Raw genomic sequence first — 12,850 nt, forward strand, 5'->3', positions numbered from 1 at the left:
AATTCATTCCTATCCAAGGAGCTGGGCCACGTGCTGGAACCAGGCCACCAGCGGAGCGGGAAGGTAAATCCCTGCGCCCAATACCAGTGCGAGATGCGCAAACATCGGAATGTACGAGGCGTCGGCCGGGGCCGTACTGCCACGCGGCTCGCCGAAGGCGACGCTGGTCAGGCGCAACGTCAGCGCGCCGAAAGCCAGCAGCAGGCCGAATACCAGTGCGATCGCAAGCAACGGCTGCCTTGCGAAGGTCGAACTCACAACGAGGAATTCGCTCATGAAGATTCCGAGGGGCGGCAGCCCGGCGATCGCAACGACGCCCACCACCAGCCCCCAGCCGAGCGCCGGATGCGTCACGGTCAGGCCGCGGATCCGCGAGATCCGCTGGGTGCCCTTGATTTGCGAAATGTGTCCGACGGCATAGAAGATCGCCGACTTGGTCAGGCTGTGCATCACCATGTGCAGCAGCCCGGCGAAATTGGCGAGTGGACCGCCCATCCCAAACGCGAACACGATAATGCCCATGTGCTCGATCGATGAATAGGCGAACAGCCGCTTGATGTCGCGGCGCCGGTACAGCATGAAGGCCGCGAAGATCAACGAGACGAGGCCCACCGTCACCATCAGCGGACCGGGCGCGATCGAGGCCGGGTTGGCCGCGACCAATATCTTGAAGCGCAGCAGCGCGTAGAGGGCGACGTTCAGCAACAGGCCCGACAGCACGGCTGATATCGGCGTCGGACCTTCGGCATGCGCATCAGGTAACCAGGCATGCAGCGGCGCGAGACCGACCTTGGTGCCGTAACCGAGAAACAGGAATACGAAGGCGACGTTGAGCAGTGCAGCGTCGAAATTCGCGGCGCGCTCGACCAGCAGCGTCCAGACCATGCCGTCATGGCCTTCACCCATGACGGGGCGGGCCGCCATATAGATCAGGATCGTACCGAACAAAGCGAGCGCAATTCCGACGCTGCCCAGGATGAAATACTTCCAGGCGGCTTCGAGCGCGGCATGGGTGCGGTAGATGCCGACCATCAGCACCGTTGTCAGCGTCGCGAGTTCGACCGCCACCCACATCAGGCCGATATTGTTCGACACGAACGCGAGGTTCATGCCGAACATCATGATCTGATACATGGCATGATAGAACCGCAGGTATGCCGATGTCAGCCGGCCGGTTTCGAGTTCATGCGCGATATAGCTCGCGCTGAAGATGCTGGTGGTGAACCCGACGAAGGTATTGAGCACGATGAAGACGATGTTCAGATCGTCGATCAGTACGTACGATCCGGGAGAGGGACGTTCGACCACGAACAGGGAGAGCGCTGCCAGGAATGTCGCCAGGCTTGCAACGACGTTGAGCCGCGCCGTCAACCGGTAGCCGGGCAAGGCCGCCAGCAGCGCCGCCGAGCAGATCGGGATCAACAGGACGGCGGTGACGGGATCGAAGAGAGAAGGGATCATCGGCGTTCGCCCCGGAAATCGTCGAGCGCGGAGACGTCCACTGAATCGAAACGTTCGCGGATTCGGAACAGGAAGATGCCGATGACGATGAACGCGATCAGAATCGAGAAGGCGACGCTGATTTCGACGACCAGCGGCATGCCCTTGGCGCCGGTCGCCGCCAGCACCAGTCCGTTCTCGAGCGACATGAAACCGACGACTTGGCTCACCGCGTTGCGGCGCGTCACCATGACCAGAAGTCCGAGCAGCACCACCGACAGCGCAAAGGCGAGATCCTCACGCGCCAGCGGGTCGGCGTCGCCCGTCACCCGCAACATCAGGACCAGGGAGAGCGCGACGAGCCCCATCCCGGCCAGCATGGTCGGTCCGATTCCGACCGCAGATTCGATGTCGCGGTGAATTCCGAGCTGCTTGATGATGCGATGCAGCGCCACCGGAATGATGATCGCCTTGAACACCAGCGCGATGACGGCGGTGACGTAGAGATGGGGTGCATCCTGGATGAAAGCCTGCCAGGCGACCGAGAGCGACAGCACCAAAGCGTGGAGCGCGAATACATTGAGCAGCGAATAGAGACGGTCCTGATACAGCATCATCAGGCTGATGAGCACCAGCCCGCCGGCCAGCGTGTGCGAAACGTCGAAGGCCAGGCTGTGCATCTGCATCAGAAGCTCCTTGAGACGAACAGCAGCAGGGTGCCGAGCAGGCCCAGCATGAACGCCGCGCCGAGAAACTGCGGGACGCGAAACACCCGCATCTTCGCGGTAGCGGTCTCGAACAGCGCGAGCAGGAAGCCGGCCAGCGCAAGCTTGACGATGTAGGCGCCGGCGCCGATCGCGTAAGACAAGGCACCGGTGCCGTACAGCGCGATCTGCCAGGGGAAAAATACGCAGGCAATCAGCGAGACGTAGAGGAGCAGCTTGAGGTAGGCGCCGAACTCGATCATCGCGAGATGACGTCCGGAATATTCCAGGATCATCGCCTCGTGCACCATGGTGAGTTCGAGGTGCGTCGCCGGGTTATCGACCGGGATGCGCGCGTTCTCTGCGATTGCCACCATGAAGAGTGCGACCAGCGCCATGCCGAGCGATACGCGCAATCCGACATAGGATGATGCCAGGAAGTGCGAGACGGTCGAGAGCTGCGTCGAGCCGGCGACCAGGGCCAGACAGAATACGATCAGCAGCATTGCGGGCTCGGCAAGCGTCGCAATCATCACTTCGCGGCTGGAGCCGATGCCGCCGAAGCTGGTGCCGACGTCCATCCCCGCGAGCGCAAGGAAGAAGCGCGCGCTTCCCAAGAGCGCGACGATAGCGATCAGGTCCGCCGTCCAGTTGAACAACAGCCCGGTCGCGAAGGTCGGTACCAGGGCGGCGGCAACCCAGACGGCCGCGAAAGTGATGTAGGGTGTCACGCGGAACAGCCATGAGGCGTTGTCGGCCAGCACCACTTCCTTGCGCAAGAGCCGCAGGAGATCGCGATAGGGCTGAAAGACGGAGGCGCCCTGGCGGCGCAGCAGCCGAGCCTTGACCTTGCGCACGTAGCCGGTCAACAGCGGGGCGAGCAGCAGCACGAGCAGCATCTGCACGCCTTGCACGATGATGTCCGAGATCACGTCCATATCGCAAGCACCAGCAGCAGCGTGACGAGGGTGGCAAAGACCAGGCTGAGATATCGCCGGATGGTCAGGAATTGCAGACGATTGAGCCGCATCGACAAGAAGCCGACGGCATCCGCAATCGGTGCATACATTCTGCTCCATACCAGGTCGTGCAATTCGATCCTGAGCCGCGCCGGCCGGAGGTCACCCGGTGGCGGCATCGTGACGTGATCGCGGGCGTGGAACACCAGTGTGCCGAACACGCGGCGGATCGGTTGCGCAAAGCTCACGCTTGAATATTGCGCGGCGGGCGTCGCGTCGGTGAAGCCGCATCCCCAGGCCGGTCCCCGCCGAAGGGCGTGCGAAGCGAAGCGATGAATAACGTAGACGGCAAGTGATGAGGACGCCGTGATGAACACCATCACCAGCAATCCATTGTAGGAGCTGCGGCTCTCCGCAATCGGCACGATCGAGAGCCAGGGCTGAACGGCCTGGGCCGGCATGCGGCCACCGAGAATCTGCGTCGCGACCGGCGCAAGGGCGTCGATCGCCAGCCCCGGCAGGATTCCGGCCAGCAGGCAGAGCGCGGCAAGGATGAACATGGCCACCAGCGAGAAGCGATCGACTTCATGCGCCTCCTCGGCCGCCGTACTCCGCGGCCGGCCGAGGAACGTCACGCCATAGGTCTTGACGAAACAGGCCGCGGCCAGTGCGGCAGCGAGAGCGAGCATCGCGCCGACCGCGGGCACCATGATCTTGAGCGTCCACTGCGGCAGTTCCGGACTTTGCAACACTGCCTGGAAAATCAGCCACTCCGACACGAATCCGTTGAACGGCGGCAGCGCGGAGATCGCGACGCAGCCGACGAGAACGGCGAAGCTCGTAAACGGCATGCGGTGGATGAGGCCGCCAAGCTTGTCCATATTGCGCTCGCCGGTCGCGTTCAGAACGGCGCCAGCGCCGAAGAACAGCAAGCTCTTGAAGAAGGAGTGATTGAGTGCGTGAAGCAACGCCGCCGTGAAGGCGAGCGCGGCCGCCGCCTTCAGTCCGTTGGCCTGGAATGCCATGGCGAGGCCGAGGCTGACGAACACGATGCCGATATTCTCGATCGTGCTGTAGGCCAGGAGGCGCTTCAGGTCCTTCTCCATCATGGCGTAAAGAATTCCCATGACGGCGGTGATGCTGCCGAGGAACAGCACGACCGCGCCGGCCGGCCAGCCCGGTTGTCCCAGCAAATCGAACATGACGCGAATGAAGCCGTAGATCGCGACTTTGGTCATGACGCCGCTCATCAGCGCAGATACGTGGCTCGGAGCCGCGGGATGGGCGAGCGGCAGCCAGACATGCAACGGCACCAGGCCGGCCTTGGAGCCGGCGCCGAGCAGCATCAGTACCAGTACCAGCGTCGCGGCATAGGGCGTGTGCTGCGCGGCGCGAATGGCGGCAAATCCGTAATCTCCCGCCGGCCCTGCCAGCAGGCCGAAGGCGAGCAGCAGCGCGAGCGTACCGAAGCTGGCCATCACGAGATAGACGTACCCGGCCCTGGCATTGCCCGGCTCGCGATGATGCGCCATGACCAGCGCCCACGACGCCAGCGACATGAACTCCCAGCACAGCAGGTAGGAGAAGGCGTCGTCCGCAAGCACCACGAGGTGCATACCGGCGAGAAAGGCCGGGAAGAATGGCAATACGCGGTGCGGCGCGGGATCGTGATGGCCGTAGCCGAGGCCGTACAGGCTTGCCGACGCCCCGCCCAGATTGACGACGACGAGAAAGAACGCGGCCAGTGCGTCGAGGCGGAAATGCGCGCCGAGCCACGGCAATCCCACCGGCAAGGTGAGTGTGCTGGCACCGGCGCCGCCGAGCAGGCCGCGCAATGCGCCGGCCACTGCAATCGCCGATACGGCCAGCGTCGCGCCGTAGATAACGGCTGTGGAGATCTTCGACCGGCTGATAGCGATCGCCAGCACGGCCAGTCCGAGCAATGCGGCGACACAGATCATTTGCAGGGCGACGGCCGACATTACTTACGCGTCCTCGCTCCGCTCAAACTCTTGTCTTCCGCGCGATCTCCGGAACCGGCCTTCAGCCGCACGCCGCGCCCGCCGCCGTCGCTGGTCGCCCCATCGTCGATCAATTCGATGCCGGCATCGTCAAGCGCGGTGATCAGCTTCACCAGCGAATCGACGTTGCCCCGAACCATGGTCTCACTCGCTTCCATGCGTTGGATGGTCGGCACCGAAAGCCCCGATAGTTCCGCGAGCCGGCGCTGATCGATGCCGAGAAGCACCCTGGCAGCCCGCAATTGAGCTGCAGTGATCATCAGTCTGCCCCGCCGGCGACGCCTGAGCCAATATTAAACGTCATTCCTGCATCCTAAGTATTGATGTTCTTATGTCAATAAGTGATATCTCAGATATCTATTCTAAGGGATGCTTCCGAAGAAGCAGGCGCGCCCCCGGGGGCAGCACGTTGTGGCCGCCCCGCTGGATCGGCATTACAGTTCAACGAAAATCAGGGGAGCTGAACCGATGTGGCAGCGGCCATTTTACCACGAGGGCTTGAGCGAACTGCAGGACCGGTTCGATGGACGGCGCGTCGCGGAAGCAATCGAGCGGCACCGCAAGCATTACGAATTCTGGGATGACGAGAGGGAGATGATTGAGACGTCGCCGTTCTTCTTTATCGGCACGTCCTGGAACGATTATGTCGACTGCAGCGTCAAGTCCGGCGATCCCGGCTTTGTGAAGGTCGCCGGTCCGAACATTATCGAGTACCCTGAATATGACGGCAACTCGATGTACCGCACGCTCGGCAACATCTCGCGAAATCCGAATGTTGGCCTCTTGTTCGTGCGTTTCGACGGCAAGAGCAGAAGGATGCGGATCAACGGCCGCGCCTCGATCCTTGATGACGCCGAGGCGAAGGGCCGGCATTTCGGAGCGAAAGTGGTGGTGCGGATCGAGTGCGAAATCTATCCGAACTGTCCACGCTATGTACCCGATCTGGCCGGAGCCACATCGTCGCCTTACGTTCCCCGCGAAGGGCAGGGCACTCCGCCGTCGCCGGAATGGAAGCAGCGCGATTACATCAGGGACATTCTGCCCGCGGGCGATCCGCATGCGGCGGCTGTCAAGGCGGATGAGGGGCCGGCTTAATCCTTCGGCGCCGGCCCGGTCGCGAACTGCGGGAACATCGCGGCGACGACGGGTCCGTCGGTGCGCCAGGAATGGCAGCCGCCGATGAAGAACGGCCGCTCGCCGGAGTTCTGCTGGTTCTCCAGCGTGTCGCGACCGTCCGGCTTCCTGCCGTAGGACATGGTCTGGTACAGCGTGGTCACGGCGGGGCCGAGCAATTCCATCAGATGCGTGCAGGTCTCCAGACGGCCGATCTTGCGCCGCACCGTTTCGCGCCAGCCCGGGCCGATGCGCTCGCCGACCAGTCGCTGCAGGATCGGCTCGACCTCGATGCAGGTCGGGTAGGGCGTGGCGCGCATCATCGTCTCAGCCTCGCGAATGATCATGCCTTCGTCGATGGCGAGCCGAAGCCCGATGTCATGCACGGGATCGCCCGGCTTCAATTCCTCGCGAAACCGATCGGCGCGCTGGGTGAAGGGCTTTGTGTCCCGCAGCCAGGCTTCGACTTCCCAGAGCCCGTCGTCGCGCAGAAAGCCTTCGCACTCGACCGATCGCGTGTGCATCAGGCGGCGCGATTTGTTGGCATTTTCCAGAGACATCAGCCCATATCCTCGACGCGTCGCTCAGCCTAATTTGATGATCATCTTGCCCAGCGCCGATCGCGACTGCATGGTCTTGAATGCCTCGCGGAAATTCTCGAACGGCACGATCTTGCCGACCACGGGCTGCAATTTGCCCGATGCCAGCCAGTCGAACAATTGCGCCATCAGGCGCGTGTGCGTCTCCGGCTCGCGCTTCTGGATTTGCGCCAGATCGACGCCGAGCAGGGCGCCGCCCTTGAGCAGCGGCAGGTTGAACGCCAGCGCGGGAATAGTGCCCGAGGCGAACCCGACCACGAGATGCCGTCCGCGCCAGGCAATCGAGCGAAACGCCTGCAGCGATACTTCGCCGCCGACCGGATCGTAGATGACGTCAGGCCCATGGCCGCCGGCCAGTTCCTTCAGCGTGTCGCGCCAGTTTGCCTTGGTGTAGTCGATGGTCTGATCGGCGCCGAAGCTAACCGCGAAGTCGCGCTTTTCCGGCGTCGAGGCGGCGGCGATCACCCGCGCGCCCATCAGCTTGCCGATCTGAACGGCGGCAATGCCGACGCCGCCGGCCGCGCCCAGCACCAGCAAAATCTCGCCGGCCTGAAGCGAGGCGCGGGCCTCCAGCGCGTATAGCCCGGTCAGGTAATTGGCCTGAAACGACGCGCCGGCCTCGAAAGGCACCTGCGGCGGCAGGTGCTTGAGCGCGGCAGACGGCACCGAGATATATTCGGCGAGCGCGCCGGAACGGGTCATGCCGATCACGGGCATGCCCGGCTTGAAGGCGTTGACATTGTCGGCGACGGCCTCGACCGTTCCGGCAAACTCCGTCCCCGGCACGAACGGCAGTGGGTCCTTGGTCTGGTAAAGACCCTGCACCTTCAAGCCATCGACGAAGCCGACCGCCGCGGCGCCGATCCTGACGCGGACTTCGCCCACGGCGAGGCCGGGCATATCGATCTCCCTGATCGAAATACCGTCGATCGAATTGTAGTTGTCGACAACGACGGCCTTCATGCAAAATCTCTCATGCGTTTTCCTGGTCGACCTCAAGGCCTTGCGCCGGCATCTTGAGGTGGGTTGCGGATTCCTGACGTGAACTCTATTCGGCCGCTTCCGCCTGCCGGTCGATCGCCAGCGCACCTTGTTTGATGAGCGGAATCAAGTCGCGACCGATCCCCATCGTGTCGTGCGGATTCTCGAAACCGCGCAGCAGGAAGGAATGAATGCCGAGCCGGTAATACTCCAGCACCGCCGCGGCGATCTGCTCAGGCGTTCCGACCAGGCAGGACGTGTTGCCCGGCGCCCCGGTGGCGCGCGCAATGCCCATCCATAGCCGCTCGTCATGCACGTCGCCGCGCGCGGCGTAGCCGAGCAGGCGTTCGGCGGAATGGTTGGTCGGCTGCGGCGCCGCGCCGGTCTTGCGCTCGACATCCGCCAGGAGCGCGTTCGCCTTGTCCCATGCCGCGCCTTCGGTATCCGCCATGATCGGCCGCAGCGACATGTTGAAGCCGACGCTGCGCCCGAAGGCGGCGGCGCGCCGGCGGAAATCCTGCACCCGCTCGCGCGTCTCCTTCAGCGGCTCGCCGAAGATCGCGAACATGTCGCAATGTTTGGCGCCCATTTCCAGCGCGCCTCCGGATGAACCGCCGAAGAAGAGGGGCGGATAGGGCTGCTGATGGGGCTTGATGTCGGAGAACCCGCCCTCGACGCGGTAGAACTCGCCCTTGTGGTCGATCGGGCTGTCGCTGGTCCAGAGCTTTTGCATCACTTCGAGATATTCGCCGGCGCGGCGGTAGCGGTCGTTTTTCCCCAGGAAGTCGCCTTCGCTGGCCTGGTCCGCGTCGCTGGTGCCGGCGATGATGTGCAACGCCATCCGCCCCTGCGTGAGCTGGTCAAAGGTTGCGACCTGCCGCGCCGCCAGCGCCGGCGCCACCGAGCCCGGCCGGTGCGCGATCAGGAACTTGATCCGTTCGGTGTGATCGGCCGCGTAGAGCGCAATCGCAAAACCTTCGGCGGCCGAGGCATAATATCCAACCAGCACGGAATCATAGTTCCACTGCTCATGCAGACGGGCGAAGTCGATCACCCATTGCCGCGATATCTGTCCCTTGATCAGGTGAACCGCGACGCCCTCCTGCTGGGTGCCGATCATTCCGATGATTCTTGCTGGCATTGATGCGCCCTTGGTTCCCTCATGCTTGTTTCGAATGAAACGCGTAAGGCCAGGGGAAAGCAAGCAAACCCGTCGAATAGCGAGATGCGCGCAGTGAATTGCTGCGCTGCGTCAGATGCGGGACCGATGCACGAATCAATGCGTTAGCGGCCGAACGCCGTCGCAGCGGGGAATCCTGCATGGAAGATCTTCTGTCAAAATTCGAACAGATATTTGGCTGGGTGCCGCAATGGGCGATCGGTCTCGGCTTGGTCGTCGGCGCTATTTTCATTGCACTGTTCGTCTACGGAATAGTCGCCAGGATCATCAGGCGCGTGGTTTCAGTGCGCTGGCCGGCGGTGAAGTTACTTCTTGCAACGGATCGCAGGACCGGCTCGGCTGGCGCTGTGTCTGGTGGCCGTGGCGCTGGTGCTGCCGCTGGGCGCGGCTGAACGACGTGCTGCGCTAGCAGCTCCGCCACTTCTTCATCGTCGCCGTCATCGCGCTGGTCGGGTGGATCACGGTTCGCGCCGTCGACATGGGGGCAATCAGAACCGAAAAGGCTCTAGACAATGCCGTGCTGCTTCAGAAGCGCCTGCTCGTCGCCGGACACCCAGCCGAAGACCTTTGCCTCGCCATCCAGCTTCTGGACCAGGTAATGGACATCGAAATCGATAATCGTATCGTTCTGATCGGTGCGAGCATAAGTCGCGGTCCAGGAGACGTGGGCCACGCAGTGATGCTCATCGATCGGTGAGAGACGAATATGACTGATACGCATCCCTTTGGTCCCGATCGCGCGATAGTGCGCGTATCCTTGTGCCATGACCTGCTTTAGCTGATCGTCGTTCTTCCCGGTCATAACCCCGGCAGGCGAGGCCGCGATGAAATCCGAGGCATACAGCGACGCGACCTCATCCATATCCGGGTTCCCCTCGAGGGACCGTTTGAAGAAGCTCTCATATCGCTCGAATAGCTTCCTTACGTCGTTCTCCATGGGTGGTTTTCCCGGGTTGAAATCTACGTCTCCAACAACGCCGTTCTCCCGCAATTCGGTCCATGCTGCTCCAACTCAACCCCGAACGGGGTCGGAATCGGCCTTGCTTCCGCTGGTTCCGGCTGCAATGGATACGGCTGAACTTTCGTCCTTTACCTGTATCCAGAAGAAGAGATCGATGAGCCAACTGATTGTCCGCGCCGGTGAATTCACCTTCGAGGCTCGTTTCGAGGAGCAGCTGGCACCGAAGACGGTCGCCGCCTTCCGCAAGGCGATGCCGTTCGAGAGCCAGGCGATCCATGTCCGCTGGAGCGGCGAGGGGGTCTGGATGCCGCTCGGCGATCTTGATTTCGGCGTCTCCTACGAGAACCACACCAGCTATCCCGCGCCCGGCCAGATCATTCTCTATCCCGGCGGCATCAGCGAGACCGAAATCCTGCTGGCCTATGGCGGCGTGCATTTCGCCAGCAAGATGGGCCAGCTCGCCGGCAACCACTTCATCAGCCTGACCTCAGGGCTGGAAAACCTGACCGCGTTCGGCAAGACCGTGCTGTGGAAGGGCGCGCAGAAAATCCGCTTCGAGGAAGTCTGATCATGGCCGCGCCGGTCTACCCGCGCGACTTCCGCGGCTACGGTCGCAACCCGCCCGATCCGAGGTGGCCCGGCAACGCGCGCGTTGCTGTCCAGTTCGTGGTCAATTTCGAGGAGGGCGGCGAGAACAATATTCTCGACGGCGATCGCGCCTCGGAAGCCTTTTTGTCCGACGTGCTGGGTGCGCAGCCCTGGCCCGGACAGCGTCACGCCAACATCGAGTCGATGTTCGAATATGGCTCGCGTGCCGGCTTCTGGCGGCTGTGGCGGGCGTTCACCAAACGCAATCTGCCGACCACCGTGTTCGGCGTCGCCAAGGCGCTGAAGCGAAATCCGGACATTGTCGCCGCCATGAAGGAGGCGGGCTGGGATATCGCCAGCCATAGCCTTAGGTGGATCGAGCACAAGGACATGTCGGAGAGCGAGGAGCGGACCGAGATCGCCGCTGCAATCCGCGTCCACACCGAGGCGACCGGCGCGCGCCCGCTGGGCTGGTACACCGGCCGCTCCTCGATCAACACCTTAAGGCTTCTGATGGAAGCCGGCGGCCTGCTTTACCTCTGCGACTCCTATGCCGACGACCTGCCGTACTGGATCAAGTCGCGCGGCTCGAAGCCGCATCTGGTCATTCCCTATACGCTCGATGCCAACGATATGCGCTTTGTCAACGCGCAGGGCTTTGGCGGCGGCGACGAATTCTTCACCTACCTCAAGGACAGCTTTGACGTTCTTTATGCGGAAGGCGAAACCGCGCCGAAGATGATGTCGGTCGGCCTGCACTGCCGCGTCGTCGGCCGCCCTGGCCGCGCGGCGGCGCTGATGCGGTTTCTCGACTATATCGGAAAGCACGAGCGCGTCTGGGTGCCGACGCGACTGCAGATCGCGCAGCACTGGCACGCCAATCTGGCCCATCTTGCCGACGACGCTTTCGATATTGGATGAAGCCATGCTCGGCGATGAACTCGTAAGCCGCATCAATCAGCTTGGGGCGATTTCGGAGGCCGGCGATAATCTGACGCGGATATTCCTTTCGCCCGAACATCGCACCGCGGCCGATCTCATCCTGTCGTGGATGCGGGATGCCGGCATGGCGGCCCATCTCGACGCCATCGGCAATGTCTGCGGCCGCTACGAAGGTGACCGCCCCGGGCTGTCGTGCCTGATGCTGGGCTCGCATTACGACACCGTGCGCGATGCCGGCAAATGGGACGGGCCACTCGGGGTGATCACTGCGATTGCCTGCGTGGCCGATCTGAACCGACGCGGTGTGCGGCTGCCGTTCGCGATCGAAGTCGTCGGTTTTGCCGATGAGGAGGGCGTGCGGTTTACCTCCACGCTGCTCGGCAGCCGGGCCATCGCCGGAACGTTTGAGGAGAGCGTTCTCGACACGCGCGATGCAACCGGCCTCACCATGCGCGAGGCGATGGTGCAATTCGGCCTTGACCCCGGCCGTATCGGCGCCGCGGCACGGAAGCGGAGCGAATTGCATGCCTATGCCGAATTGCACATCGAGCAGGGACCGGTGCTCGAGCAACAGAACCTTCCGGTAGGCGCGGTGACGGCGATCTCCGGCGCCACGCGGCTAGCGGCGCACCTCTCCGGCATGGCGGGCCATGCCGGCACGGTGCCGATGGCGCTGCGGCGCGACGCGCTGGCCGGCGCGGCCGAATGCATCGTTGCGGTCGAGCAGTTCTGCAAGGCGGATAGCACAGGTCTCGTCGGTACCGTCGGTGTCATCAATGCGATGCCGGGCGCCACCAACGTGATCCCCGGTCGCGTCTCCTTCGCCCTCGACATCCGCGCCCCGGCGGATCGACACCGCAAGCAGGCCGTCGCCGAGATCGTGCGGCAGATCGAGGCCATCACAAAGCGCCGTGAACTGTCGCTGCAGATCGATGTCACCCACGAAAACCGCACCGTTCCCTGTGCGCCCTGGCTGAAAGCGCAAATGGCGGAAGCGGTTGCGGCCGAAGGTTTCGGCGCGTTCGAACTGCCGAGCGGGGCGGGGCATGACGGCATGGCGATGATCGATATATCAGATGTCGCCATGCTCTTCGTGCGCTGCCGCGGCGGCATCAGCCATAACCCGGCCGAGCATGTCGAACCCGCCGACGCCGATGCGGGCGCGCGGGTATTGCTGCGGTTCGTTGAGAATTTTAGGCCAAAGGTATAAGGGCAGGGCCGCCTGATCGCAGGATGGGTAGAGCGCAGCGAAACCCATCACCTTGCTGACGAGATACATTTGACGAGCATGATGGGTTTCGTTGCGCTCTACCCATCCTGCGGGCCGCCGCGTCCGCTTTATGACAATGCGATGACATCATG

General features: G+C 63.0%; 14 protein-coding genes. 5 read left to right on the forward strand and 9 right to left on the reverse strand.

The annotated features are described in order from the left end of the window. Positions 1-9 precede the first annotated feature (9 nt). The 5 genes from LMTR21_RS09545 to LMTR21_RS09565 are packed head-to-tail and all read right to left on the reverse strand — an operon-like array spanning position 10 to position 5,384. Complete coding sequence (locus tag LMTR21_RS09545; protein ID WP_065751221.1) at positions 10-1,461, reverse strand: hydrogenase 4 subunit F; 1,452 nt, start codon at positions 1,459-1,461, stop codon at positions 10-12. Further along, on the reverse strand, positions 1,458-2,120 hold the full coding sequence (locus tag LMTR21_RS09550) for a hydrogenase-4 component E (protein WP_065751302.1): 663 nt from the start codon (positions 2,118-2,120) through the stop codon (positions 1,458-1,460). The genes LMTR21_RS09545 and LMTR21_RS09550 overlap by 4 nt, the downstream gene beginning before the upstream one ends. Positions 2,121-2,125: 5 nt before the next feature. After that, the gene (locus tag LMTR21_RS09555) at positions 2,126-3,082 is read right to left on the reverse strand and encodes a respiratory chain complex I subunit 1 family protein (protein ID WP_065751220.1); all 957 of its coding nucleotides are present in this window, start codon (positions 3,080-3,082) and stop codon (positions 2,126-2,128) included. Beyond that, positions 3,073-5,085 (reverse strand): hydrogenase 4 subunit B, encoded by a 2,013-nt coding sequence (hyfB, locus tag LMTR21_RS09560; protein WP_065751219.1) that lies wholly within the window; start codon positions 5,083-5,085, stop codon positions 3,073-3,075. The genes LMTR21_RS09555 and hyfB overlap by 10 nt, the downstream gene beginning before the upstream one ends. Next, positions 5,085-5,384, reverse strand: a complete 300-nt coding sequence (locus tag LMTR21_RS09565) for a helix-turn-helix domain-containing protein (RefSeq protein WP_065751218.1) — start codon at positions 5,382-5,384, stop codon at positions 5,085-5,087. The genes hyfB and LMTR21_RS09565 overlap by 1 nt, the downstream gene beginning before the upstream one ends. A 208-nt stretch (positions 5,385-5,592) precedes the next feature. Between LMTR21_RS09565 and LMTR21_RS09570 the strand changes: the two genes are divergently transcribed. Next, complete coding sequence (locus LMTR21_RS09570) at positions 5,593-6,219, forward strand: pyridoxamine 5'-phosphate oxidase family protein (protein ID WP_065751217.1); 627 nt, start codon at positions 5,593-5,595, stop codon at positions 6,217-6,219. Here the strand turns inward: LMTR21_RS09570 and LMTR21_RS09575 are convergent. The 3 genes from LMTR21_RS09575 to LMTR21_RS09585 form a co-directional block, all read right to left on the reverse strand. Further along, entirely contained in the window at positions 6,216-6,797 is a 582-nt protein-coding gene (locus tag LMTR21_RS09575; RefSeq protein ID WP_065751216.1) for a DUF2889 domain-containing protein, read from the reverse strand. The genes LMTR21_RS09570 and LMTR21_RS09575 overlap by 4 nt on opposite strands. Positions 6,798-6,821: 24 nt before the next feature. Then, a complete protein-coding gene (locus LMTR21_RS09580) occupies positions 6,822-7,799 on the reverse strand; it encodes an NADPH:quinone oxidoreductase family protein (RefSeq protein WP_065751215.1) in 978 nt (325 codons plus the stop codon). A gap of 85 nt (positions 7,800-7,884) precedes the next feature. Further along, positions 7,885-8,958 (reverse strand): LLM class flavin-dependent oxidoreductase, encoded by a 1,074-nt coding sequence (locus LMTR21_RS09585; protein WP_065751214.1) that lies wholly within the window; start codon positions 8,956-8,958, stop codon positions 7,885-7,887. A gap of 179 nt (positions 8,959-9,137) precedes the next feature. Here LMTR21_RS09585 and LMTR21_RS09590 point away from each other — a divergent pair, with 179 nt between their 5' ends. After that, positions 9,138-9,389 (forward strand): hypothetical protein, encoded by a 252-nt coding sequence (locus LMTR21_RS09590; protein WP_065751213.1) that lies wholly within the window; start codon positions 9,138-9,140, stop codon positions 9,387-9,389. Positions 9,390-9,502: 113 nt separating this feature from the next. Here the strand turns inward: LMTR21_RS09590 and LMTR21_RS09595 are convergent, their stop codons facing one another. Beyond that, the gene (locus LMTR21_RS09595; RefSeq protein ID WP_065751212.1) at positions 9,503-9,934 is read right to left on the reverse strand and encodes a DUF6841 family protein; all 432 of its coding nucleotides are present in this window, start codon (positions 9,932-9,934) and stop codon (positions 9,503-9,505) included. 178 nt (positions 9,935-10,112) lie between these two features. Between LMTR21_RS09595 and LMTR21_RS09600 the strand changes: the two genes are divergently transcribed. The 3 genes from LMTR21_RS09600 to LMTR21_RS09610 are packed head-to-tail and all read left to right on the forward strand — an operon-like array spanning position 10,113 to position 12,698. Beyond that, positions 10,113-10,526, forward strand: a complete 414-nt coding sequence (locus LMTR21_RS09600; RefSeq protein WP_065751211.1) for a DUF3830 family protein — start codon at positions 10,113-10,115, stop codon at positions 10,524-10,526. 2 nt (positions 10,527-10,528) lie between these two features. Next, positions 10,529-11,467 (forward strand): allantoinase PuuE, encoded by a 939-nt coding sequence (gene puuE, locus LMTR21_RS09605; RefSeq protein ID WP_065751210.1) that lies wholly within the window; start codon positions 10,529-10,531, stop codon positions 11,465-11,467. Between the two features lie 4 nt (positions 11,468-11,471). Beyond that, positions 11,472-12,698 (forward strand): allantoate amidohydrolase, encoded by a 1,227-nt coding sequence (locus LMTR21_RS09610; protein ID WP_065751301.1) that lies wholly within the window; start codon positions 11,472-11,474, stop codon positions 12,696-12,698. Positions 12,699-12,850: the final 152 nt, after the last annotated feature.

The sequence above is a fragment of the Bradyrhizobium paxllaeri genome (assembly GCF_001693515.2).
Classification (GTDB): Bacteria; Pseudomonadota; Alphaproteobacteria; order Rhizobiales; family Xanthobacteraceae; genus Bradyrhizobium; species Bradyrhizobium paxllaeri.